We start from the raw sequence: 24,304 nt of genomic DNA, 5'->3' as shown, positions 1-24,304 counted from the left end.
CCACATGAAGTTCACCGATGGTTACTGGCTGCTGCGCGAGGGAGTCACGGCCGCCCACCCGGCCGGCGTCCTCGACGTCGAGGCGGGCGACGGCGCCCTGGAGATCCACGCGCCGACCCGGCCCGTCCGCTCGCGCGGCGACCTGCTGACGGGACCGGTCATGACGGTCACCGTCCACACCCCGATGCCCGACGTCATCGGCGTCACCCTGACCCACCTCACCGGCGGGCAGCCGCGCGGACCGGTCTTCGACGTCACCGGCGGCGAGAGCGACCCGCGGATCTCCCACGACGACGACCACGCGACGCTCACCTCCGGCGCGCTGTCGGTGCGGGTGGCCCGCTCCGGCCCCTGGCAGGTCGACTTCCTCGCCGACGGGCGCACGCTCACCTCCAGCGGCCCCAAGGGCATGGGCATCATGCGGGACGCGACCGGCGCCCACCACCTGCGCGAACAGCTCACCCTCGGCGTCGGCACGCACGTCTACGGCCTCGGCGAACGCTTCGGCCCGCTGACCCGGAACGGCCAGGTCGTCGACATCTGGAACGCCGACGGCGGCACCGCCACCGAACAGGCCTACAAGAACGTCCCCTTCTACCTGACGGACGCGGGCTACGGCGTCTTCGTCGACCACCCCGGCAAGGTCTCCTTCGAGGTGGGCTCGGAGACCGTGTCGAAGGTGCAGTTCAGCGCGGAGACCCAGGAACTGACGTACTACGTCGTCCACGGCCCCACCCCGAAGGACGTCCTGCGCCGGTACACGGCCCTCACCGGCCGCCCCGCGCTCCCGCCCGCCTGGTCGTTCGGCCTGTGGCTGTCGACGTCCTTCACCACGTCGTACGACGAGGAGACCGCGACGTCGTTCATCGAGGGCATGCGGCAGCGCGGACTGCCGCTCTCCGTCTTCCACTTCGACTGCTTCTGGATGCGGGAGCACCACTGGTGCGACTTCCGGTGGGACCCGCGGGTCTTCCCGGACCCGGAAGGCATGCTGGCCCGGCTCAAGGCCAGAGGCCTGCGCGTGTGCGTGTGGATCAACCCGTACATCGCCCAGCGGTCCCCGCTGTTCGCGGAGGGCAAGGCGCTGGGGCACCTGCTCAGGCGCCCCGACGGCGGTGTCTGGCAGTGGGACCTGTGGCAGCCCGGCATGGCCCTGGTCGACTTCACCTCCCGGGCCGCCCGCGACTGGTACGCCTCGAAGCTGGAGGCGCTGCTCGCCCAGGGCGTCGACTGCTTCAAGACCGACTTCGGCGAACGCGTCCCGCTCGACGTGGTCTGGTCCGACGGCTCCGACCCGGAGCGCATGCACAACTACTACACGTACCTGTACAACCGGACCGTCTTCGAGGTGCTGCGCAAGCACCGGGGAGAGGGGGAGGCGGTGGTGTTCGCGCGGTCGGCGACGGCCGGCGGGCAGCGGTTCCCGGTGCACTGGGGCGGCGACTGCGAGGCGACGTACGCGTCGATGGCGGAGTCGCTGCGCGGCGGGCTCTCCCTCGGGCTGTCCGGGTTCGGCTTCTGGAGCCACGACATCGGGGGCTTCGAGGGGACGCCGACGCCCGCGCTGTTCAAGCGGTGGGTCGCCTTCGGGCTGCTGTCCTCGCACAGCCGGCTGCACGGCTCCTCCTCGTACCGGGTGCCGTGGCTGTTCGACGAGGAGTCCGTGGACGTGCTGCGGCACTTCACCCGGCTGAAGATGCGGCTCCTGCCCTACCTCTACGAGGCCGCGCGCGTCGCCCACGAGGAGGGCGTGCCGGTGATGCGGGCGATGGTCCTGGAGTTCCCCGACGACCCCGGCTGCGCCCCTCTGGAACGGCAGTACATGCTCGGCCCGGACCTGCTGGTCGCGCCCGTCTTCGACGACGAGGGAGACGTCACCTACTACGTGCCCGAGGGCACCTGGACCCACTACCTCACCGGACGGTCGGTCACCGGGCCGCGCTGGGTGCGCGAGCGGCACGACGTCCTCAGCCTGCCGCTGCTGGTGCGGCCCGGCGCGGTCCTCCCGGTGGGCGCGCACGCCGACCGGCCCGACTACGCCCACGCCGACGGGGTGACGCTGCGCGCGTACGGCCTGCGGCGCGGCGCCCAGGTGAGCGTGCGGGTCGGCGCGGTCACCTTCACCGTCGTCCGGGAGGGCGACACCCTGCGGGCCTCCGCCAGTGACCCCTCGGCACCGTGGGCGCTGGCCGCGGGGGACCGGACGGCGCGGGCGCGGGCCGGCAGCGGCTTCCTCACCCTGGAGCTGGACCGATGGTGAAGATCACGGACGTGGCCCGACACGCCGGGGTCTCCCCCAGCACCGTGTCGTACGCGCTCAGCGGCAAGCGTCCGATCTCCGCCGCGACCCGGCGGCGCGTCGAGGACGCCATCCGGGAACTGGGCTACCGGCCGCACGCGGGTGCCCGGGCCCTGGCCGGCCGGCGCTCCAACGTGCTGGCGCTGGTGATGCCGCTGCGGGCCGGCATCCACGTCCCGGTCGTCATGGGGTTCGCGGTGTCGGTGGCGGTGGCCGCCCGGCGCCACGACCACGATGTGCTGCTGCTCACCCAGGAGGAGGGCGAGGAGGGGCTGCGCCGGGTCGCGGACACCGCGCTGGTGGACGCCCTGATCCTGATGGACGTCCAGCTCCGCGACCCCCGGCTGCCCCTGCTGCGCTCCCTCGACCGGCCGTCCGTGATGATCGGGTTCCCGCACGAGGCGGCCGGGCTGACCTGCATCGACCTCGACTTCCGGGCGGCGGGCGAGGCCTGTGTGGAGCATCTGGCGCAGTTCGGCCACCGGGTGGTGGCGCTGGTCGGCTCGCCGCCGGAGGTGTATGTGCGCGGAACGGCGTTCGCGCAGCGTGTGGTGCAGGGGTTCACCGCGGCCGCCGACCGGGCCGGGCTCTCCTGCGCCGTCCATCCGTGCGAGGCGACGCCCGCGGCCGCCCGCCGGGTCGCGGAGCGGCTGCTGCGCGAGCAGCCCGCGCTGACGGGTGTGGTCGTGCACAACGAGGCGGTCCTGGAGCCCCTGATCGACGCCTTCGGGGAGCTCGGACTGCGGGTGCCGGCGGATCTGTCGGTCACGGCGATCTGCCCCGACGAGCTCGCCGCGTCCCTCCGCGTGCCCGTCACCTCCGTGGCGCTGCCCGCCGCCGAGGTGGGCACGCGGGCGGTGGAGCTGCTGATGGCGCAGCTCTCCGGCGAGGCGGTGCCCGACGCGACCCTGCTGCCGCCCCGGCTGACCCGGCGGGCGAGCACGGCACCGCGTCCGGCCTGACGGCCCGACGACATGAGGAAGCCCCGTCCCCCTCGGGGGGCGGGGCTTCCTCATACATGGGATGAGTGGAGATGGCGGGAATCGAACCCGCGTCCAACGGTGCGGAACCAGGGCTTCTCCGTGTGCAGTTCGCTGTGATTTTCTCGGCCCCGGCGATCACGCGAACAAGTCGCCGACGGGCCCAGTCACTGTTTGGTTTCCCTCTTCACCCCGTGACCGGGATGGAGGTTTAGTTCCCTAGCTGATGCCAGGATCCGGGTCGGGAACGAGCCCGGGCTGACACTCCCCTAGTAAGGGGCAGTTGCCTCGTTACCTGAGATCAGGCGGCGAGGGCGAACTGCGTCGCCTTGGGAGAATCGCTCTTAACAGTGGCGATTATTTTTTTCGGCCTGTGGTTTACGAGATCATGGCCGCTTCCTCGACACGCTTCCCCTGCTTCGACATCCGCTGTCGAAACCGATCATCCCCATGTTGATTTTTCAATCGTCGTACCCGCTGTGGGGCACAGGTGCCATCGTACGTGACCAACGCACGACGATGCCAGCCTATTCCCGCCGGGCGGCGACCCACCGCCGGCCGGCCGGTGAACGCCCGGCTACGCGCCCCGCTGCCGCCGCTTCGCCGCGGCGATCGCCCGGTCGGTGTCCCGGCGGTCCTGCTGCTCCCGCAGGGTCTGCCGCTTGTCGTACTCCTTCTTGCCGCGCGCCAGCGCGATCTCCGCCTTGGCCCGGCCGTCCTTGAAGTACAGGGCGAGCGGCACGATCGTGTGACCGGTCTCCTCCGACTTCACGGCCAGCTTGTCGATCTCCTCGCGGTGCAGCAGCAGCTTGCGCTTGCGGCGCGCGGAGTGGTTGGTCCAGCTGCCCTGGCTGTACTCGGGGATGTGGGCGTTGTGCAGCCACGCCTCACCCCGGTCCACCTGGACGAAGCCGTCGGTCAGCGAGGCCCGCCCCTGGCGCAGCGACTTCACCTCGGTGCCGGTCAGCACCAGACCGGCCTCGAAGGTGTCGATGATCGCGTAGTCGTGCCGGGCCTTCTTGTTCTGCGCGACGATCCGGCGCTTGCCGCCCTTCTCGCCGTCCTTGCCCGCGACCTGCTTGCCCTGCTTCGGCTGGGACTCTTTCGGTACGTACATGCCCTTGCTCATAGTGCGGCCATTTTCGCACCCGAGGGGGGTCTGAGGGAAAGCCGATTACGAGGTGCGCCGCGACCGATCACGAAGTGCGCCGCGAGCGATCACGAGGTGCGCCGCGAAGGGACCCGGCCGGCTCAGGACGCGTCGCCGAGTCCGCTCAGCACGGTCTCCGCCCGCTCCAGCGCCCCGTCGTCGGCCTCCAGGTCCGGGGTGATGCCGGTGCCGTCGACGGCCCGGCCGGACGGAGTGCGGTAGTGGCCGACGGTCAGCTCGGCGACCGAACCGTCGGGCAGCTCGCTCGGCATCTGCACCGAGCCCTTGCCGAAGGTGCGCGAGCCCACGACGACCGCGCGGCCGCGGTCCTGAAGGGCGCCGGTGAGCAGCTCGGCCGCGCTCATGGTGCCGCCGTCGACGAGCGCCACCAGGGGCCGGTCGGTGTCGCCGCCGGGCTCGGCGTGCAGGGCCCGCTGCTCGCCGTCGACGTCGTAGGTGGCGACCAGGCCGCCGTCGAGGAAGGCGGAGGCGGTGGAGACGGCCTCCGTGACCAGGCCGCCGGAGTTGCCCCGCAGGTCCAGCACGATCCCGGCGTCGGCCGGCGCCGCACGGACGGCGGTGCGGACGGTGTCACCGACCCCCCGGGTGAACGCGGCGACGGTGATGACGGTGGCCCTCGCGCCGAGCGCGCGCACGGTGACGGAGTCGGCGGACAGACGGGCCCGGCGCAGGGTCTGCGTCCACGCGCGCGTGCCGCGCTCCAGGCCGAGGCGGACGGTGGTGCCGGCGGGCGCGTCCGTCGCGTCGCCGCGCAGCAGCGCGACGACCTCGGTGACCGGGCGGCCGTCGACCGCCTTCCCGTCGACGCTGCGCAGCCGGTCGCCCGCGCGGATCCCGGCGGCGGCCGCGGGCGACCCGGACCGCACCTCGGTCACCTCGATCAGCCCGTCCCGCTCCCGGCGCGCCTCCAGGCCGACTCCGGTGTACCGGCCGTCGAGGGCCTCCGCGAACTCCTCGTACTCGCCCTCCGAGTAGACGGCCGCCCAGCGGTCCCCGCTGCGGCTGACGGCGCGTTCGGCGGCCTCCAGGGGCGACTTGCCGTCGGCCATCGCCTCCTCGGCGGCCCTGGTGACCGCCTCGGCCTCCGGACGGGAAGCGGCCGCCTGCGACCGTTCGACCGGGGCACCTCGGCCGTCGACGGGCAGTGAGCCGGTCGCCGCGCCCGCGACGAGGACGCTCGCGAACACCACCGTCAGGGCGGCCCCGCGGCCGAAGCGGCGGGGCGAACTCAGGGGATCACGGCCTGACATGGCGGCGAGTCTAGGGGAACGCCGAGGGGCCGCACGGTGGCTTGCCCGTACGGCCCCGTTGGCATGCGTCACACCTTCAGGTACTTGCGCAACGCGAAGAACGCCGCCAGCGCGGGCATCAGCAGGCTCGTGGCGAGGATGAGCGGAAGCTTCGTCAGCACGGCGTCCCAGCCGACGAAGTTGATCAGGTTCAGCTTGGAGGACAGGGCCATGCCGTGGTCGATGGTGAAGTACCGGCCGACGACCAGGAAGACGCAGGCGAGCGCGCCGCCGATCAGGCCGGCGACGGCGGCCTCCATGATGAACGGCGCCTGAATGTAGAAGCTGGACGCGCCCACGAGCCGCATGATCCCGGTCTCCCGCCGACGGCTGAACGCCGAGACACGCACCGTGTTGACGATCAGCAGCAGGGCGACGATGAGCATGAGCGCCATGACGCCGAGCGCGGCCCGGTTCATCAGGTTCAGCAGCCCGAAGAGGTTGTCGAGGATGCCCTTCTGGTCCTGCACGGACTGCACGCCGTCGCGCCCGTCGAAAGCGGTCGCGATGACCTGGTACTTCTCCGGATCCTTCAGCTTGATCCGGTACGACTCCTGCATCTGGTCCGGAGTGAGGGAGGCGGCCAGCGGGGAGTCGCCGAACTGCTCCTTGTAGTGCTTGTAGGCCTCGTCCTGGGACTCGTGGGTGACCGTGTCGACGACCGACATCTTCTTCAGGTCGGACGTGATCTGCTTCTTCTGGTCGTCGGTCACCGCGCCCTTGGCGCAGTTGGGGTCGGACTCGGCGTCGCTCTTGTTGCAGAGGAAGATCGAGACGTTGACCTTGTCGTACCAGTAGCCCTTCATGGCGCCGACCTGGTCGCTCATCAAGAGCGACCCGCCGAACAGGGCGAGCGACAGGGCGACGGAGACGATGACGGCGAAGGTCATCGTCAGGTTGCGACGGAGACCGACACCGATCTCCGACAGTACGAACTGGGCGCGCATGGCGTGTTGTTCAGGCCTTTCCGTGGACGGTCGCGGTCAGTGCTGGTAGCCGTAGACGCCGCGTGCCTGGTCGCGGACGAGGCGGCCCTTCTCCAGCTCGATGACGCGCTTGCGCATCTGGTCCACGATGTTCTGGTCGTGCGTCGCCATCACCACGGTCGTACCGGTCCGGTTGATCCGGTCGAGCAGCTTCATGATGCCGACGGAGGTCTGCGGGTCGAGGTTGCCGGTGGGCTCGTCGGCGATCAGCAGCTTGGGCCGGTTCACGAAGGCCCGCGCGATGGCCACGCGCTGCTGCTCACCGCCGGAGAGCTCGCCGGGCCTCCGGTCCTCCTTGCCGCCGAGCCCGACGAGGTCGAGCACCTGCGGCACGGACTTGCGGATCTCGCCGCGCGACTTGCCGATGACCTCCTGCGCGAAGGCGACGTTCTCCGCCACCGTCTTGTTCGGCAGGAGCCGGAAGTCCTGGAAGACCGTCCCCAGCTGGCGACGCATCTGCGGCACCTTCCAGTTGGACAGCCGCGCGAGGTCCTTGCCCAGGACGTGCACCTGACCGTGGCTGCACCGCTCCTCGCGGAGGATCAACCGCAGGAAGGTGGACTTTCCGGAGCCCGAGGACCCCACGAGGAACACGAACTCACCCTTCTCCACTTCGAGGGAGACATCCCTGAGTGCGGGGTGGCTCTGCTTGGGGTAGACCTTGGAGACGTTGTCGAATCGGATCACGGATGCACCACGGGTCGCCGGGGGTAGATGAGCGTGACCATACGCGAACCGGGTACGCACGCGCAGGCACCGGTTGCGGTTGCGTGGCGGTTGTGCCCTTTTGTACCGACGGGACGCGTCGAAGGGCCCGGCCGGGCGGCTTGCGGGAGCTCCCGCGCACCCTCCGCGGGAACCTGGCACAGTGGGTGGGGGAACGTTCGCGCCTCCGCGAGCGTTGAGATACCTGGAACCGGTGCGAGGAGGGCGAGCGCATGACGTATGACCGGCTGGTGTGCGCCAACTGCGCGGCGCCCGTGAGCGAGGGCCGGTGCCCCGTGTGCCGCGCCAACCGCGAGCGGATGCAGCAGGAGAACTTCTTCGCGGGGCTCAACCCGATGGCGTTGATCGCACTGCTGGCGGTGCTGGTGGCGGCGGTGGCGCTGCTGGCCCACCAGAGCGCGTAGCCGTACGACGCCGAAGGGGCCCGGAGCTGTCGGCTCCGGGCCCCTTCGCGTGTCCGCGTACCGTGGGTACGGGCGCGACTACCGTCAGGCAGCCGCCGCCCCGCCACGGCCCTCGACGAGACGCGGCAGCACCCGGAAGCCGATGCCGCCGGCGATCATCGTCGCCGCGCCGATGATCAGGAACGTGGTCTGGCCGGCACCGGTCTCGGCCAGCTCCTCGCCACCGCCCTGGGCGGTGGTGTCGGTGCTGGTGGTCGCGTCCGAGGTGTCGGTCAGCGCGGAGGTGCCGGCCTCCTGGACGGAGGTGCCGTCGGGCGTGGTGCCGGAGCCGCCGGTGGTGGAGCCACCCGTGGTGGTGGAGCTGCCGGTGGAGCTGCTGCCGCCCGTGGTGGAGGCGGAGCCGCCGGTGGAGGAGTCCGAGCCGCCGGTGGTGGTGCTGCCACCCGTGGTGGTGGTGCTGCCGCCGGAGCTGCTGGAAGAACCGCCGCTGCTGGAGCTGCTGCCGCCGGAGGAGTCACTGCCACCGGAGGACTCGTTGCCACCGGCGTCGTTCCCGCCGGCCGACTCCTCACCACCGGCGTCGTTGCCACCGGCGGACTCGTTGCCACCGGCGTCGTTCCCGCCGGCGGACTCCTCACCACCGGCGTCGTTGCCACCGGCGGACTCCTCACCACCAGCGTCGTTGCCACCGGCTTCATTGCCGCACTCGGGGTTGGTGGGGACGACCTCGCACGGGTCCGCCCCGTCGTCGTCACCCTCGTACGTGGTCACGAGAGCGTCGAGGCCGATCTCGTCGGCCGAAGCCACGCCCGCCACCGTCAGCGAGGCGCCCGCGGCGATCACTGCGCCCGCGGCGATGCGCGCGATACGGACGCGCGTCTTCCTGGTCATATGGTTGCTACCCCCAGTAGCCGATTCGTCAAAGAGGCCGCGTTCCGGGCGGTGATCGACGGAGGCAGCTGGGATGTAGCACAGGCCCCCGGTTCACATGCGCCCCAGAGATACGCATGCCACACTGCACGATTCCTATTTTTTTAAGCAACGTCAAGGTCGTTGCGCACGTGATGTCCAGGACGACACGCTTTGCCGGAAGTTGAAGCTGTGAGTGTGATGTAAAACCCAGACATCCGGGAAAGCGCGGGCAAGACAAAAGGCAACCACCCCCTCTCCGGGGGCAGTTGCCTTGTCGACAAACCTACGAGACTACTTCTCCTGCTGCTTGCGCCAGCGAATCCCGGCCTCCAGGAAGCCGTCGATCTCCCCGTTGAACACGGCCTCGGGGTTGCCGACCTCGAACTCGGTGCGCAGGTCCTTGACCATCTGGTACGGGTGCAGGACGTACGACCGCATCTGGTTGCCCCACGAGTTGCCGCCGTCGCCCTTGAGGGCGTCCATCTTGGCCTGCTCCTCCTGCCGGCGCCGCTCCAGCAGCTTGGCCTGGAGGACGTTCATCGCGGTCGCCTTGTTCTGGATCTGCGACCGCTCGTTCTGGCAGGAGACGACGATGCCGGTGGGGATGTGGGTGAGGCGCACCGCGGAGTCGGTGGTGTTCACTCCCTGGCCGCCGGGCCCGGACGAGCGGTAGACGTCCACCCGCAGCTCGGACTCGTCGATCTCCACGTGGTCGGTCTGCTCGACGACGGGGAGGATCTCGACGCCCGCGAAGGAGGTCTGGCGGCGGCCCTGGTTGTCGAAGGGCGAGATGCGCACCAGGCGGTGCGTGCCCTGCTCGACGGAGAGGGTGCCGTAGGCGTAGGGGACCTGCACGGCGAAGGTGGTCGACTTGATGCCGGCCTCCTCGGCGTACGACGTCTCGTAGACCTCGGTCTTGTAGCCCTTCTGCTCCGCCCACCGCAGGTACATCCGCTGGAGCTTCTCGGCGAAGTCGGCGGCGTCGACGCCACCGGCCTCGGCGCGGATGTTGACGAGCGCCTCACGGGAGTCGTACTCACCGCTGAGGAGCGTCCGGACCTCCATCTCGTCCAGCGCCTTCCGGACGGCGGCGAGCTCGGACTCGGCCTCGGCGCGGGTGTCCGGGTCGTCCTCCTCCTCGGCCATCTCGAACAGCACGGCGAGATCGTCGATCCGGCCGCGCAGCGCGTCGGCCTTCCTGACCTCGGCCTGGAGGTGGGACAGCTTGCTGGTGATCTTCTGCGCCTCGTCCGGGTTGTCCCACAGGGACGGCGCGGCCGCCTGCTCCTCGAGCACGGCGATGTCTGCCCTCAGCCTGTCGAGGTCCAGAACGGCCTCGATCGACTCCATGGTCGAGGAGAGGGACTTGAGCTCTTCGGATACATCGACGACTGCCACGCCTCCAGCGTAACGGCTCCGCCAGGCGTGGACGGCAGGAGACCGGGCCTCGGACGCTCCCCGGCGCGGACGCGGCCGTCACCGGGGACGGCGGCCCCCGGTGACGGGACGGGTCACGGCGAGGCCGGTGCCGAGTTCTTCGTGTCCCCGGGGCCGGTGCCGGGGTCGTCGTCCGAGGTCGCCGCCCAGGTGCCGACACCCACCGCGGCGAGCAGCACCACCGCGGCCACGCCCAGCGTGATCCGGCGGCGCCGGGTCGCCGCGCGGTTGCGCGCGGAGCCGGGGCGCGGCGCCCCTGCCGCCCTCGGCACCCGTGCCGTCCCGTGCGCGCCCCCGGCCAGCTCGTCGGGCGCCGGCACCCGCATCGAGGTGTGCGTGTCCCGGCTGGAGTCCGGCTTGGCGCCGGGCACCAGGGGGACCGAGCCCCGGCGGGCCCGGCCGGCGGGGGCGGGGGGCTCGGCGGCGGGTGCCGTCTCCTCCCGGCGGCCCTCCGGCGCCGTCTCCGCGTCGGGCTCGTCGACGTCCAGCGGCGGCATCCCCGCCAGCGTCGGCAGTTGCTCCCGCAGCCGCGCCGCCAGCTCGGAGGCCCGCAGACGGGAGGCCGGGGCCTTGGCCAGGCACTGGACGAGCAGCTGCCACAGCTCGTCGGGGATGCCGGGGAGCGGGGCGACCGTCTCCGTGACATGGCGGCGCAGCACCGCGCCCGGGTGCCCGCCGCCGAACGGGGTGAAGCCCGCGAGCAGCTCGTACAGGACCGTGGCGAGGGCGTAGATGTCGACGGAGGCGCGCGGGGGGAGGCCCTCGACGATCTCGGGGGCGAGGTAGTCCGGGGTGCCGATGATCTTCGTGGCGCGGGTCCGCTTGGGGGTGTCGATCAGCTTGGCGATCCCGAAGTCGGTCAGCAGCGCCCGGTGCGAGCCGCCGGGGCCCAGCGGGCCCTGCATGTCCAGCAGCACGTTCTCCGGCTTGACGTCCCGGTGCACGACCCCGGCCGCATGCGCGGCGGCGAGCCCCTCGGCGACGTCGGCGACGATCGCGGCGGCGGCCTCGGGCGCGAGGCGCCGGTCGCGCTCCAGGCGGGTGCGCAGGTCCGTGCCGCGGACGAGGTCCATGACCAGGGCGAGGTCGTTGCCGTCGACCACCAGGTCCCGTACGGAGACCACGTTCGGGTGCTCCAGGCCGAGCAGGGCGGTGCGCTCCTGCACGAAGCGGCCGACCAGCTCCTCGTCCGACGCGAGGTCCTCGCGCAGCAGCTTGACGGCGACGGGTCCGTCCGGCCCCTCGCCCAGCCACACCGTGCCGGCGCTGCCCCGGCCCAGGATCTGGTGGGCGGTGTACCGGCTGCCGATCTTCCGTGCCAAGACTGCTCCTACAGACGCGTGTTGCCGACAAAAGTACGCGTCCGACGAGCCAAGCTTCACCGCGGAGACGGAAATCACCCGTCAGGAGTCGACAAATCCCCGAAGTCGCGGTCGGATCCGGCCTGCGCAGCAGCAGGAGTCACCACGGCGGGGCGCCGCAGCGGGGCATCACCGCAGCAGAGATCACCCCAGCAGGGATCGCGTCGACGGGCATCGCCGCGGCAGGGCTCGCCGTGGCAGAGATCGCCGCAGCGGGCATCACCGCAGCAGAGATCACCCCAGCAGGGATCGCGTCGACGGGCATCGCCGCGGCAGGGCTCGCCGCGGCAGAGACCGCCGCAGCGGGGCATCACCGCGGCAGGGATCACCTCGGCAGGGATCGCGTCGACGGGCATCGCCGCGGCAGGGCTCGCCGCGGCAGAGACCGCCGCAGCGGGGCATCACCGCGGCAGGGATCACCTCGGCAGGGATCGCGTCGACGGGCATCGCCGCGGCAGGGCTCGCCGTGGCGGGCATCGTCGTCGCTCAGGCGCCGCCGGTCGTGTCGCTGCTCGATCCGCTGCTTCCCAGGTCCTCGATCCACCCGGCGATGTCGCCGACCCATGTGGTCAGCTGGTCCCAGTAGCCCTTGCCGGAGCCGATCCAGTCCTGGAGCGGGCTGAGCTCCCAGATGAGCCACCCGGCCACGAAGAGGATGACGATCGTGAACAGGCAGCCCTTGAGGCAGCCCAGGCCGGGGATCTTCATCGGGTTGGCGCTGCGCTGCCGCGGCTCGCGCGGCGGACGGGCCTGGCGAGGCTCCGGCGCGGGCCGCTGCGGGGGCTGCTGCGGCTGCGGCGCGTACCTCTGAGGCTGCCGCTGGGGCTGCGGGGCGTACTGCGGCTGCTGCTGCGGATGGCCGTAGCCCTGCTGCTGGGGCCGCTGCTGCGGGCGCTGCTGCTGTTGCGGGTGCGGCTGCTGCTGGGGGCGGGCGACCTGCCGCTGGGGGCGGCGGCGCAGCGGGTCCTCGTTCGGGTCGAGGTACTGCACCTGGGTCTGTTCGTTGCGGTCGCGGGCGGCGCGCAACTGGTTCTGCCAGGGGTGGGGATCCTCGGGCTGCCCGCCCTGTCCGCCGGGCTGGTGCGGAGGCACCGGCGGCAGGACGGCCGTGGGGTCGGCCGCGCCCGCCGGGCCCCCGGTGTGGGGCAGGACGGCGGTGGGGTCGGCCGCGCCGGGCGGGGTGCCGGGACCGGAGGTGTGCGGCAGGACGCTGGTCGCGGCGTTGGGGTCGTAGGCGCCGGCCGGGTCGCCCGGCACGGGCGCGGGCGCCGGGTCGGGCGCGAGGAGGTGGCCCACGCCGTCGGCGGCGGCGATCTGCATCGAGTTCGCGTGCACCCCGATGCCCTCGGCGACGATCCGCAGCCCGCGCGCGAGGTTCTCGGCGCTGGGGCGTTCCGCGGGGTTCTTGCGCAGACAGCGCTCGATGACCGTCCACAGCGGGTCGGGGACGGTGGAGGGGCGGCGCGGTTCGGCGCTCAGGTGCTGGTGGAGTACCTCCAGGGCCGACCCGCCGGAGAACGGCGGACGGCCGGTGACCAGCTCGTACAGCAGGATGCCGGCGCCGTAGACGTCGACGGCGGAGGTCTGCGGGCGGCCCTCGGCGGACTCCGGCGCGACGTACGCGGGCGTGCCGACGAACTCGCTGGTGCGGGTCAGGCCCGGGGAGTCGGCGAGGCGGGCGATGCCGAAGTCGGTGAGCAGCGGGTGCATCTGCCCGCCGTTCTGCATCAGCAGGACGTTGGCCGGCTTCAGGTCGCGGTGGACGACGCCGTCGGCGTGGCTGGCGGCGAGCGCGTCGGCGATCTGCGCGGTCAGCAGTGCCGCGGCGACGGGCGTGAAGGGGCCGTTCTCGCGCAGGTAGCGGTGCAGGTCGGGGCCCTCGACGAGGTCCATGACCAGCGCCAGCAGATCGCCCTCGACGACCAGGTCGCGTACCCGGACGATGTTCGGGTGGGTCAGGCGCAGCAGGACGGAGCGCTCCCGCAGGAAGCGCATCACGACGTCGGGGTCGCTCGCGAGCTCCTCCTTGAGGACCTTGATCGCGACGGTCTCCCCGGGCTGGCCGGGCACGGCCGCCTCGGCGCCCGCGGTCTCCCGCTGGCGGGCTCGCCAGACGGTGCCCGTGGCGCCGCGTCCGAGCGGCTCCTCGAGCAGGTACTTGCTGCCGACTGGCCGCACGTCACGCGCTCCCTGCTGCTTGCTTGCCTGTGTTGCGATGTTCCGACCCACTGTAGTGCCGGGGCCTTCGTGGCAAGGCTTGGAAGAAGAGACGCACCCGCCGGTCCGGACGGTTGCCGGGCCGGGACGTGACCGATCTCAACTGATCACGGGTGGGACACGCGTCAGGCACTTTTGCGGGCAGAGCCGACCAATCAAGATCACTTCTCTTCGGGTGGCGGGCGGATTGTCGGCGGCAGGTGCGAGGATGCGTGCAGTAACTGGCCGAGTGCTCGGCGGGGTGGGGGAAGTCCGCGCCCGGGCAGAAGGGACCGTTGACGGCGATGCAGATCCGGCTGACCGTCGTAGACCCGCAGGCCCCGCCCGCCGGGGCGCGCGGCCGTGCCGCGAGCTGCGACGTGCTGGTCACCGCGCCCGCCGGCACGGCCCTGGCCGCGGTGGCGTCCGCCCTGGCCGCGGCGGTCACCGGGGAGGGCGGCGCCGCTCCGTCCGGGGGAGCGCAGCCCGTGCTGTACACGGGCGCGGAGCGGCTGGACACCGGGCGCTGCACGCTGGGCGAGCCGCCGCTGGTCGACGGCGCCGTGCTGGCCGTGGCCGCCCCGGCCGACCCCGAGCCGCATCCCGAGGTCGACGACGCCCCGGCCCGGCTGGACGTGGTGGCGGGCCCGGACGCCGGCGGGGTCCATCTGCTGCACGGCGGCCAGGTCCGCGTGGGCCGCTCCGCCGACGCCGACGTCCCGGTCGACGACCCGGACGTCTCCCGGCTGCACTGCGCGGTCACCCTGGAGGCCGACGGCCGCGTCACGGTCGCCGACCTCGGGTCCACCAACGGCACCACCCTGGACGGCGTCCGCGTCCAGAGCCGCCCCCTGCGCTTCGCCCCCGGCGCCCTGCTCCGGGTGGGTGAGTCCGCCCTGCGGCTGGCTCCGCCCGGGGGGCCGGGCGCCCGGGTGGCGACGACACCGGACGGTGAGGGGCACGTCCGGGTGGCGTGCAAAGGCGCGCCGGCCGACGGCGTACCGGCGGCGGACGCGACTCACGCGCGTGGGGCGGGCCCGGCGGCAGCGGGGCACCCGCGCGAGGCGGGCGCCGGCACCGCCGGCATCCCGTCCGCCCGCGCGGGCGGCACCACCGGCCTCCCCCACACCTCGGGTCCCTGGCGTCCCCCGGCCCCTCCCGAGACCTCCGGCCCCCGTCACCCCTCCGGCGCCCCCTCGCACCCCGGGGACTCCTCTTCTCCCTCCGGCGCCCCCTCTCGCCCGGGGAACTCCTCTTCTCCCTCCGGCAGCGCCTCGCACCCCTCCGGCCCCGCCCACCCCGCCCATCCCTCCGGCCCCACCGACCCCACCGGCCACACCCACGGCGCGGTCGACTGGAGCGGTTCCGCGGCGTCCCGCCCGGCCCGGGGCGACCGGGACCACGTGCCCGGGAGCGCCTTCGTGGTGCCCGTCCAGGGGGGTTCCCCGCGCGTCGAGAGCCGTACGGGCGCCCGGCCCGCGGCCGGGGGCGACGGCTCCGGCTCCGGCTCCGGCTCCGGCTCCGGCTCCGGCTCCGGCTCCGGAGCAACGCACGGCGGACGCGCCGGCCTCGGCTCCTTCGCGTCGGACGGGACGCCCTCCGGGACCCGCGGCCCGCACGCCCCCGCCCCCCGGCCCGCCGCCCCGCCGTACGACGACGAGGGTGCCGCCAACCGCCGCAAGGGCACCCCGCTGCGCGGCACCGACGTGCCGCAGGGCCTGCGCAGACGCGGCGGTCTCTCGGCGTGGGCGCGGCGCCTGACCGGCGGCCGCGGCGGCGACCAGGACACGGCCGCACCCGAGGCGCGCCCCGAGGAACCGACCGGCCCCGAGGCGGCCGCCGGCGTGCCGCCGGTACCGGACACCTGGCCGGACCCGGCCGCGCTGCTGCTGGCCGCGCTGGGCCCGGGCCCGCGTCTGTGGGAGCGCGGGCCGGGCCATCCGGAGGCGCTCGCGGTCCGGCTCGGCACCGCCGACCGGGCGACGCCCGACGGCTCGGGCCTGCTGCCCGCCGTACCGGTGACCGTGGGCCTGCGCGAGGCCGGGGCGCTCGGCCTGGCCGGGCCGCGCCCGCGCCTGGCCGGTCTGGCGCGGGCCGTGCTGGCCCAGCTCGCCGCGCTGCACTCGCCGGACCTCCTGGAGATCGTGCTGATCAGCACGGACCGCGCGCGTCCGGAGGAGGAGCGGGTCGCCGAGTGGTCCTGGCTGGGCTGGCTCCCGCATCTGCGCCCCGCGCACGGGCAGGACTGCCGTCTCCTCCTCGCCTACGACCACGACCAGGCCGCGGCCCGCGCCGAGGAACTGCTGCGCCGTCTGGAGGACCCCCTCACCGGCACCGGACGGCCGGCGACGAACCCGCACACGGCCACGGGAACGGAGACAGACACAGGGGCAGGGGCAGGGGCCGGCGGACGCGGGTCCGCGGCGTCCGTTCCGCCGCCGCCCCGGGGCACCGGCCGACGCCCCTCCTGGGCGCTGGCCGACGACGGCCGGGACGGCTCCCCGGGCCCGTACACGGTCGTCGTCGTGGACGGCGACCCCGGCGGCGCGGAGCTGCGCGAGGCGCTGGCCCGGCTGGCGGCGGCGGGTCCCCGCGTCGGCATACATGTCGTGTCGCTGGCCGAGACGGCCGCCGCCTCCCCCGCGTCGCCGGTGGCGGAGACGTACGAGGCGGCCTGCGCGGCGGCGCCCACGTTCCGCGCGTGCGGGGCGGTCGCCCTGCTCAGCGGGGACGTGGCGACCGCACTGCGGCTGCTGAGGGTCGCACCGGGCGGCGCGGACCCGCAGCGGCCCGGCCCGGTGGGCCACGGCACGACCGGGGCCGTGGACGCGGTCTCCCCGGCCTGGGCGGAGCGCTTCGCGCGGGCACTCGCCCCGCTGCGCCCGGACGGCGCGGGCGGCAGCGAGCGCGCCCCGCGGGTCTCCGCGCCCCTCCCCCAGTCGGCCCGCCTCCTCGACGAACTGGGTCTGGCGAGGGCGACGCCCGCATCCCTGATGGCCCGCTGGGCGGACGCGGCCGACGACGCCGAGGCCCTCGGCGGCCGGGCCTGGGCCGTGCTCGGCGCCGGGCCCCGCGGCCCGGTCACCGCGGACCTCGTCGCCGGAGGCCCCCACCTGCTGGTCGAGGGCCCGCCCGGCAGCGGGCGCACCGAGCTGCTGCGGGCGGCCGTCGCGTCGCTGGCCGCCGCCGAGCGCCCCGACCGGCTGAGCATCGTCCTGCTCGACGGCCGGGACACCGTGGGCAAGGGCGCCGACGGCCACGGCCACGGCCACGGCGACGGCCTGCGCGTCTGTACGGACGTACCGCACGTCACCACGCATCTCACCGCCAACGATCCGGTGCGGATGCGGGAGTTCGCGCAGTCGCTGAGCGCCGAGCTGAAGCGGCGGGCGGAACTGCTCGGCCGGTCCGACTTCACCGAGTGGCACACGCACCGCGCGGTCTCGGGCCGTATCGTGCCGCAACGGCAGCCCGGTGGCCCGCAACGGCAGCCGGGCGGGACGCAACGGCAGCCCGGCGGCCCGCAGCGGCAGCCCGGTGTGCCGCCCCGGCAACCGGTCGCCCCGCAGTGGCAGCCGGGTGTCCCGGGAGCCGGCGCCGCCGATCTCGACACCCCGCCCAGCTCGACGCTGCGTCTGCGCCCCAGGGCGGCGGCCCGGCAGCGGGCGGAGGCGGCACCGCCGCTGCCCCGGCTCGTGGTCGTCGTCGACGACCTGGACGCCCTGGTCTCACCGGCCCTCGGCTCCCCCGGCCGGCCCGCGGCGGGCTCCGTCATGCGCGCCCTGGAGGCGGTGGCCCGCGACGGCGAGCGGCTCGGCGTCCATCTGGTCGCGGCGGCCGGCCCCGGCGGCCGTACGGCCGACTCGGAGCCCGCCCGGCAGGCCACGCTGCGGATCACCCTCGACGCCCCCGGCTCCGGCGCCGACGAACCGTCACCGGGGCGCGGACGGCTGCGGGGCGCGGACGACAGCCTCACGCCCTTCCAGGGCGGCCGCGTCACCGGCCGCATCCCGCGCACGGCGACCCTGCGCCCCACGGTGGTCCCCCTGGAGTGGCAGCGCATGGGCGACCCCCCGGCCCGCAGACCGGTGCGGGAGCTGGGCAACGGCCCGACCGACCTGGCCCTGCTGGCCAGCGCGCTCGAACGGGCGGCGCGCGAGGTGTCGGCGGTCGAGGTGCCGTCGCTGCTGTAGCACCGTCCGGCCGGACGGTGCAGCCCCGCCCGGCCGGACGGCATACAGCAGCGGCGACGGCGTACAGCGGCAGCGTACGACCGGGCGGCGTCAACGGCGGCGTACGGCCGGGCTGCGTACGGCCGAAAGTGCACCCCGCAGTCACGACGCGGTCACGATCGCCCACTTGACACCGCATGCGTACTTGCCGACCTTTCGCACCCGGCGTAGACCAGTGCCCACGGGACAGCGCTCGGACCTTCGACGAGGACGAAGAACGGGGCAGTGATGCGCAGCACGAGCAACACCAGCCGGACCCGCAGGACCGCAAGGGCCGCCGCCGCACTCCTCGCGGGAGCGCTCGCGCTCTCGCTCACCGCGTGCAGCAGTGACGACGACAAGAGCAGCGGAGGCGGGAGCAGCCCGGCCGAGGAGCCGGGCAGTTCCCTCACCCTCCCGAAGCTGAACGGCACGACGCTCGAGGTGGCCGCCGTGTGGACGGGCGCCGAGCAGGCCAACTTCAAGAAGGTCCTGGCCGAGTTCGAGAAACGCACCGGCGCGAAGGTCACCTTCGTGCCCGCCCAGGACCCGATCGTCAACTTCCTCGGCTCGAAGATCGCGGGCGGTCAGCCGCCGGACGTCGCGATGCTCCCGCAGCCGGGCGCGATCCAGCAGGCCGTGGAGAAGAAGTGGGCCAAGCCGCTGGGCGCCGAGGCGAAGGCGGAGCTCGCGAAGAACTACTCGCAGGGCTGGCAGGACATCGGCGCCGTCGACGGCACCCAGTACGGCGTCTACTACAAGGCCGCCAACAAGTCGCTGATCTGGTACAACGCCCAGGTCTTCGAGAACGCGGGCGCGAGTGAACCAAAGACGTGGGACGAGCTGCTGACGACCGCTCAGACGGTCTACGACTCCGGCGTCACCCCGTTCTCCATCCCGGGCGCGGACGGCTGGCCGCTGACCGACTGGTTCGAGAACGTCTACCTCTCCCAGGCCGGCCCGGAGAAGTACGACCAGCTCGCGAAGCACGAGATCAAGTGGACGGACCCCTCCGTGACGCAGGCCCTGACCACGCTGGCGCAGATCTGGGGCAAGAAGGACTACGTGGCGGGCGGCGCCGGCGGAGCCCTCCAGACGGAGTTCACCGAAGCGGTCACCCAGACCTTCACCGGCGGTGACCAGCCCAAGGCCGCCATGGTCTACGAGGGCGACTTCGTGCAGGTCAACATCGGGCAGACGAAAGCCGAGGTGGGGACGGACGCGAAGGTGTTCCCGTTCCCGAAGGTCGGCGACACCGCGCCCGTGGTCTCCGGCGGTGACGCGGCGGTGATCCTGAAGGACTCCGAGGGCGCCCAGGCGCTGGCGACCTTCCTGGCCTCGCCGGACGCGGCGGAGATCCAGGCGAAGCTGGGCGGCTATCTGTCGCCCAACAAGAACGTCGATCTCTCCGCGTACCCGAACGACGTGCAGCGCACGATCGCCGAGGCGCTGATCGAGGCGGGCGACGACTTCCGCTTCGACATGTCCGACCAGGCCCCGCAGGCGTTCGGCGGCACGCCCGGCAAGGGCGAGTGGAAGGACCTCCAGGACTTCCTGAAGAACCCGACGGACGTGGCCGGCATCCAGAAGAAACTGGAGTCGGACGCGGCAGCGGCGTACGGGAACTGAGCCGGCCATGAAGTCGGCCGTGGCGGCGGGGGCTCCCGGAGCCCCCGCCCCTCCTCGCCCGCGCAAGAGCGTGACCGGCACCCGTGGGACCGTGGCGGCGCTGTTCCTGCTGCCCGCCCTGGTGCTGCTGGGCGCGCTCGTGGTCTACCCGATCGGGTACTCGGTCGTGCGCAGTCTCTACGACCAGTCCGGCGACGGTTTCGCCGGCCTCGACAACTACCGGGCCCTCTTCACCGACGACGGCATCCGCACGGCGCTGAGAAACAACGTGATCTGGGTGGTGTTCGCGCCGACGGTCGCGACCGCGCTCGGTCTGGTGTTCGCGGTGCTGACCGAACGGATCCGCTGGGGCACCGCGTTCAAGCTGGTCGTCTTCATGCCGATGGCGATCTCGATGCTCGCCGCCGGCATCATCTTCCGGCTGGTCTACGACCAGGACCCGGACAAGGGCGTGGCGAACGCGGTGTGGGTCGGGGTGCACGACACGTTCGCGCAGTCGTCGGCGTTCCCCAAGGCCCACCCGGGCCGTGAGTCGCCGTTCCGGGCGGAGAAGGGCGGGGCGTTCATCACCGCGGAGCCCGTCCGCGCGGGCGACCCGGTCGCCCTGCCCCTGGTCGGCGTCGCCCCCGACCAGATGCCCGACGGCGCGCGGACAGCCGTCCGGGCGGAGCCCGAGCCCGGCAAGGTCACGGGCACCACCTGGCAGGACTTCACCCGCGGCAAGGGCGTCGGCACGCTCGGCGCCCCGGACCCGTCCGAGCTGGGCTACGCGGGCATGCGGATCGAGGCGGTCAAGGACGGCCGGGTCGTCGCGTCCGCCGAGGCCGCGGCCGACGGCACCTTCACCCTCCCTGCGGCGGCGGACGGCGCCCGGCTGCGGCTGCCCGCGAGCAACTTCCAGGAGCCCTACAACGGCCTGGACTGGCTCGGCCCGTCCCTGGTCACACCGGCGATCATCGGCTCGTACGTCTGGATGTGGGCGGGCTTCGCGATGGTGCTGATCGCGGCCGGGCTGGCGAGCGTGCCACGGGAGCTGCTGGAGGCGGCGCGGGTCGACGGCGCGAACGAGTGGCAGGTGTTCCGCAGGGTCACCGTGCCGCTGCTCGCACCGGTCCTCGCGGTCGTCGCCGTCACCTTGATGATCAATGTGCTGAAGGTGTTCGACCTGGTCTTCATCATCGCCCCCGGCTCCTCCCAGGACGACGCGAACGTCCTCGCCCTGGAGCTGTACCGCAAGGGCTTCTCCGAGGATCAGCCCGGTGTCGCCAGCGCCATCGCGGTGTTCCTGCTGCTGCTGGTGATCCCGGTGATGTGGTTCAACATCCGTAGGCTCCGACGGGAGGTGCGGCGATGAAGGCCTTGGACGGACCGGTGCGGGCCGAACGGTCCCTGGCCACGAGGATCGTGGAGAGGCTGGGCGGCGGTCTGGTCCGGGTGTTCCTGCTGCTGGTCGGTCTGTTCTGGCTGGTGCCGACCATCGGCCTGCTGATCTCCTCGCTGCGCTCGCCGGAGGACCTCGGCGCGAGCGGCTGGTGGACGGTGTTCACGGAGCCCTCCCAGCTCACCGTGGACAGCTACCGGAAGCTGCTGGAGAACGGCGACATCACGGACTCGATCGTCAACACCGTGCTGATCACGGTGCCGGCGACGGTGCTGGTCGTGGTCGTCGGCTCGCTCGCCGGCTACGCGTTCGCGTGGATGGAGTTCCCGGGCCGGGACTGGTGGTTCCTGGGCGTGGTGGGCCTGCTGGTGGTGCCCGTGCAGGTGGCGCTGATCCCCATCGCCGAACTGTTCGGCGCCGTCGGCTTGTTCGGGTCGGTGCTGGGGGTGATCCTGTTCCACGTGGGCTTCGGTCTGCCGTTCGCGGTGTTCCTGCTGCGGAACTTCTTCGCGGAGATCCCCCGCGAGCTGCTGGAGGCGGCCCGTCTCGACGGCGCCGGCGAACTGCGCCTGTTCGTGCGGGTCGTGATGCCCCTGGGCGGACCGGCCATCGCCAGCCTGGGCATCTTCCAGTTCCTGTGGGTGTGGAACGACATGCTGGTGGCGCTGGTGTTCACCGACGCCGGCAGCCAGCCGATCACGGTCGCCCTCCAGACCCAGGTACGGCAGTTCGGCAACAACGTCGACGTGCTGGCGCCCGGCGCGTTCATCTCGATGGTGATCCCGCTGGCCGTGTTCTTCGCGTTCCAGCGGCAGTTCGTGTCCGGTGTGATGGCCGGCGCGGTCAAGTAGACGTCCGCACAAGGGGGGTGGACCGTCACCGGTCCGCCCCTCGCCGTTCACCCGGTGTCCCCCGGATGCCGTAGGCGAACGTAACCAAGTCACTCCATCGGCCGTTGCCGGGCCAGGCCCTGTCGTCCCGCGCCGACCCATGGATGTCCCTTGCCCAGGTTCAGTGTCATCGTCCCCGCGTACAAGGTTCAGGCGTATCTGCACGAGTGCCTCGAATCGGTGCTGTCCCAGTCGTACCCCGACCTCGAGGTGATCGCCGTCGACGACCGCTCGCCGGACGCCTGCGGCGAGATCATCGACGAGTTCGCGGCACGCGATCCGCGCGTGCACCCCCTGCACCTGCCTCAGAACGCCGGTCTGGGCCCGGCCCGCAACGCCGGTCTGGCCCGCGCGACCGGCGACTACGTGCTCTTCTTGGACTCCGACGACACGCTCACCCCGGACACGCTGGAGGCCATCGCCGACCGGCTGAAGGAGACGGGCGAGCCGGACGTCCTGGTCTACGACTACGCCACCACCGACTGGACGGGCGAGGCGCGGCGCCACAGGTTCGCCGCGCAGCTCACCGAGGACGGCCCGGCGCCCTTCCGGCTGGAGGACCGGCCGGGCCTGCTCAAGGTGCTGATGGTGGCCTGGAACAAGGCCTACCGGCGGGACTTCCTCACCCGCGCAGGGCTGGCCTTCCCGCCCGGCCTCTACGAGGACACCCCCTGGACGTACCCGGCGCTGCTGACCGCCGAGTCGATCGCGACGCTGGACCGGGTCTGCGTGCACTACCGGCAGCGCCGCCGGGGCAGCATCCTGTCCACCACCAGCCGCCGGCACTTCGACGTCTTCGACCAGTACGACCGGGTCTTCGCGTTCCTCGACGAGCGGCCCGCGCTCGCCCGGTGGCGGCCGGTGCTGTTCCGCCGGATGGTCGACCACTTCACGACCGTGTTCACCCGGCCCGGCCGGCTGCCCCGCGGGGCGCGCGCCGAGTTCCTGCGCCGGGCCCGCTCCCACTACCGCCGCTACCGGGCCCCCGGCGCGCCCGTCCCGCCGCGCTCCCGGCTGCGCCACGCCCTCGTCCGCCTCGGCCTGCACCGCACCTACCGGGCCCTCCAGGCCACCGAGACCGCGGCCCGCCGCGTCCGCGGGCTCGCCGGGACGCTGGGCCGCGCCCTGCGGGCGGGCCTGCTCCAGGTCCACTACCGCGTCCAGCTGCGGCTGCCGCTCCGTGCCGACCGGGCCGTCTTCGCCGCCTACTGGGGGCGCGGCCACGGCTGCAACCCGGGTGCGCTGGAGGCCGCGTTCCGCGCCTTCGCCCCGCGGGTGCGCACGGCGTGGATCGCCCACCCCGAGCACCGGCGGGACATCCCGCCGGGCCCGCGCCCGCTGCGCCCCGGCACCGCCGCCTACTGGACGGCGCTGGCCCGCTCCAAGTACCTCGTGAACAACGTCAACTTCGACCGCCGGCTGGTCAAGCGCCCCGGCCAGGTCTTCGTCCAGACCCAGCACGGCACCCCCCTCAAGCGCATGGGCCTGGACCTCCAGGAGTACCCGGCGGCCGCGCGGGACATGGACTTCGCCGAGCTGCTGCGGGGCGTCGACAAGTGGGACTACGTCCTGTCCGCCAACCGCCACACCACCCTGACCTGGGAGCGCGTCTACCCCGGCGGGTACACCACGCTGGAGTACGGCTACCCCCGCAACGACGTCTTCCAGCGGGCGACGGCCGCGGACGTGACCCGGCTGCGCGACGCGCTCGGCATCCCCCGCGACACGGTCGCCATCCTCTACGCGCCGACCCACCGCGACCACCGCCGCACCCAGCGCACCCTCCTCGACCTGGAACGGATCCTGCGCCGCCTGGGCCCGCGCTTCATGATCCTGGCCCGGTCCCACTACTGGCAGCCCGCCCCGCCGGCGCGTGACGGCCGCGTCCTCGACGTCAGCGGCCACCCCGGTGTGGAGTCCCTCTGCCTGGCCTCGGACGTCCTGGTCACCGACTACTCGTCGATCATGTTCGACTACGCCAACCTCGACCGCCCGATCGTCGTCCACGCCCCCGACGACGACTGGGCGGCCTACGAGGCGGCCCGCGGCACCTACTTCGACCTGCGGGCCTGTCCGCCGGGCGCGGTCGCCCGCAGCGAGGACGAACTGATCGACATCTTCGCCACCGGCCACTGGCGCGGCTCCCGCTCCGCCCAGCTGCGCGCCGCGTTCCGCGAGCGGTTCTGCCCGCACGACGACGGACGGGCCGCCGAACGTGTCGTACGGCACGTCGTGCTGGGCGAGACGCCGCCACCACCGGTGCCGCTCGCCGCGCGCCGGCCCGTGCCGTCGGCGGCCTCGGCGCTCACCCGCACCCCGCTCACCACCGTGCCGCAACCGTCCGGTCCGCAGCCGTCCGACCGCCGCACCGTCACCGACCGGCTCTGAGGACCGCCCGCCCCCGCGACCCGGCCGGGCCCGACCTCCGGGCC

General features: G+C 73.1%; 16 protein-coding genes and 1 other RNA gene. 8 read left to right on the top strand and 9 right to left on the bottom strand.

What is annotated here, in order from left to right; all coding sequences use genetic code 11:
* Positions 1-4: 4 nt before the first annotated feature.
* Positions 5-2,260, top strand: a complete 2,256-nt coding sequence (gene yicI, locus ACIP67_RS06445) for an alpha-xylosidase (RefSeq protein ID WP_401688264.1) — start codon at positions 5-7, stop codon at positions 2,258-2,260.
* On the top strand, positions 2,254-3,261 hold the full coding sequence (locus ACIP67_RS06440) for a LacI family DNA-binding transcriptional regulator (RefSeq protein WP_401688261.1): 1,008 nt from the start codon (positions 2,254-2,256) through the stop codon (positions 3,259-3,261). Before yicI ends, ACIP67_RS06440 begins: the two co-directional genes overlap by 7 nt.
* Positions 3,262-3,324: 63 nt before the next feature.
* Here the strand turns inward: ACIP67_RS06440 and ssrA are convergent.
* The 5 genes from ssrA to ftsE form a co-directional block, all read right to left on the bottom strand.
* Positions 3,325-3,729, bottom strand: a transfer-messenger RNA (tmRNA) gene (gene ssrA, locus ACIP67_RS06435).
* 127 nt (positions 3,730-3,856) lie between these two features.
* On the bottom strand, positions 3,857-4,396 hold the full coding sequence (gene smpB, locus ACIP67_RS06430; RefSeq protein WP_389523857.1) for an SsrA-binding protein SmpB: 540 nt from the start codon (positions 4,394-4,396) through the stop codon (positions 3,857-3,859).
* A 134-nt stretch (positions 4,397-4,530) separates the two neighbouring features.
* Positions 4,531-5,700 carry a S41 family peptidase gene (locus ACIP67_RS06425; protein ID WP_401688258.1) on the bottom strand — a complete coding sequence of 390 codons (1,170 nt, stop codon included), beginning with the start codon at positions 5,698-5,700 and terminating at the stop codon, positions 4,531-4,533.
* Positions 5,701-5,768: 68 nt separating this feature from the next.
* Positions 5,769-6,686, bottom strand: a complete 918-nt coding sequence (gene ftsX, locus ACIP67_RS06420; protein ID WP_401688255.1) for a permease-like cell division protein FtsX — start codon at positions 6,684-6,686, stop codon at positions 5,769-5,771.
* Positions 6,687-6,722: 36 nt separating this feature from the next.
* Complete coding sequence (gene ftsE / locus ACIP67_RS06415) at positions 6,723-7,412, bottom strand: cell division ATP-binding protein FtsE (protein ID WP_389523848.1); 690 nt, start codon at positions 7,410-7,412, stop codon at positions 6,723-6,725.
* A gap of 251 nt (positions 7,413-7,663) precedes the next feature.
* Between ftsE and ACIP67_RS06410 the strand changes: the two genes are divergently transcribed.
* Positions 7,664-7,855, top strand: coding sequence for a hypothetical protein (locus ACIP67_RS06410; protein ID WP_385073572.1), 192 nt, complete (start codon positions 7,664-7,666; stop codon positions 7,853-7,855).
* 84 nt (positions 7,856-7,939) lie between these two features.
* Here the strand turns inward: ACIP67_RS06410 and ACIP67_RS06405 are convergent, their stop codons facing one another.
* The 4 genes from ACIP67_RS06405 to ACIP67_RS06390 form a co-directional block, all read right to left on the bottom strand.
* Positions 7,940-8,746, bottom strand: coding sequence for a hypothetical protein (locus tag ACIP67_RS06405; RefSeq protein WP_401688250.1), 807 nt, complete (start codon positions 8,744-8,746; stop codon positions 7,940-7,942).
* Positions 8,747-9,058: 312 nt separating this feature from the next.
* Positions 9,059-10,165, bottom strand: coding sequence for a peptide chain release factor 2 (prfB, locus tag ACIP67_RS06400; RefSeq protein WP_401688247.1), 1,107 nt, complete (start codon positions 10,163-10,165; stop codon positions 9,059-9,061).
* Between the two features lie 113 nt (positions 10,166-10,278).
* A complete protein-coding gene (locus ACIP67_RS06395) occupies positions 10,279-11,526 on the bottom strand; it encodes a serine/threonine-protein kinase (protein ID WP_401688244.1) in 1,248 nt (415 codons plus the stop codon).
* A 525-nt stretch (positions 11,527-12,051) separates the two neighbouring features.
* Complete coding sequence (locus ACIP67_RS06390; RefSeq protein ID WP_401688241.1) at positions 12,052-13,743, bottom strand: serine/threonine-protein kinase; 1,692 nt, start codon at positions 13,741-13,743, stop codon at positions 12,052-12,054.
* Between the two features lie 323 nt (positions 13,744-14,066).
* Between ACIP67_RS06390 and ACIP67_RS06385 the strand changes: the two genes are divergently transcribed.
* The 5 genes from ACIP67_RS06385 to ACIP67_RS06365 all read left to right on the top strand — a co-directional run bounded on the left by ACIP67_RS06385 (position 14,067) and on the right by ACIP67_RS06365 (position 24,260).
* Positions 14,067-17,954: an FHA domain-containing protein gene (locus ACIP67_RS06385; protein ID WP_401689238.1), complete on the top strand. Its 3,888-nt coding sequence runs from the start codon at positions 14,067-14,069 to the stop codon at positions 17,952-17,954.
* Between the two features lie 267 nt (positions 17,955-18,221).
* Positions 18,222-19,601: an ABC transporter substrate-binding protein gene (locus ACIP67_RS06380; RefSeq protein WP_401688238.1), complete on the top strand. Its 1,380-nt coding sequence runs from the start codon at positions 18,222-18,224 to the stop codon at positions 19,599-19,601.
* Between the two features lie 70 nt (positions 19,602-19,671).
* Positions 19,672-20,955 (top strand): carbohydrate ABC transporter permease, encoded by a 1,284-nt coding sequence (locus ACIP67_RS06375; RefSeq protein WP_401688235.1) that lies wholly within the window; start codon positions 19,672-19,674, stop codon positions 20,953-20,955.
* The gene (locus tag ACIP67_RS06370; RefSeq protein ID WP_401688233.1) at positions 20,952-21,833 is read left to right on the top strand and encodes a carbohydrate ABC transporter permease; all 882 of its coding nucleotides are present in this window, start codon (positions 20,952-20,954) and stop codon (positions 21,831-21,833) included. Before ACIP67_RS06375 ends, ACIP67_RS06370 begins: the two co-directional genes overlap by 4 nt.
* Positions 21,834-21,983: 150 nt before the next feature.
* Positions 21,984-24,260, top strand: a complete 2,277-nt coding sequence (locus ACIP67_RS06365; RefSeq protein ID WP_401688230.1) for a CDP-glycerol glycerophosphotransferase family protein — start codon at positions 21,984-21,986, stop codon at positions 24,258-24,260.
* Positions 24,261-24,304 lie beyond the last annotated feature (44 nt).

The sequence above is a fragment of the Streptomyces sp. NPDC088812 genome, assembly GCF_044750285.1.
In the GTDB taxonomy this organism is placed as follows: Bacteria; Actinomycetota; Actinomycetes; order Streptomycetales; family Streptomycetaceae; genus Streptomyces.
The sequence above is the reverse complement of the archived record's forward strand: the minus strand, read 5'-3'. Positions and strand labels throughout refer to the sequence as shown.

Excerpts from the sequence above, each read along its gene's own strand:
- ftsX (WP_401688255.1), bottom strand. The coding sequence starts at position 6,686 with ATGCGCGCCCAGTTCGTACTGTCGGAGATCGGTGTCGGTCTCCGTCGC.
- yicI (WP_401688264.1), top strand. The coding sequence starts at position 5 with ATGAAGTTCACCGATGGTTACTGGCTGCTGCGCGAGGGAGTCACGGCC.
- ACIP67_RS06425 (WP_401688258.1), bottom strand. The coding sequence starts at position 5,700 with ATGTCAGGCCGTGATCCCCTGAGTTCGCCCCGCCGCTTCGGCCGCGGG.
- ACIP67_RS06405 (WP_401688250.1), bottom strand. The coding sequence starts at position 8,746 with ATGACCAGGAAGACGCGCGTCCGTATCGCGCGCATCGCCGCGGGCGCA.
- ACIP67_RS06380 (WP_401688238.1), top strand. The coding sequence starts at position 18,222 with ATGCGCAGCACGAGCAACACCAGCCGGACCCGCAGGACCGCAAGGGCC.
- smpB (WP_389523857.1), bottom strand. The coding sequence starts at position 4,396 with ATGTACGTACCGAAAGAGTCCCAGCCGAAGCAGGGCAAGCAGGTCGCG.
- ACIP67_RS06440 (WP_401688261.1), top strand. The coding sequence starts at position 2,254 with ATGGTGAAGATCACGGACGTGGCCCGACACGCCGGGGTCTCCCCCAGC.
- ACIP67_RS06370 (WP_401688233.1), top strand. The coding sequence starts at position 20,952 with ATGAAGGCCTTGGACGGACCGGTGCGGGCCGAACGGTCCCTGGCCACG.
- ACIP67_RS06385 (WP_401689238.1), top strand. The coding sequence starts at position 14,067 with ATGCAGATCCGGCTGACCGTCGTAGACCCGCAGGCCCCGCCCGCCGGG.
- ACIP67_RS06410 (WP_385073572.1), top strand. The coding sequence starts at position 7,664 with ATGACGTATGACCGGCTGGTGTGCGCCAACTGCGCGGCGCCCGTGAGC.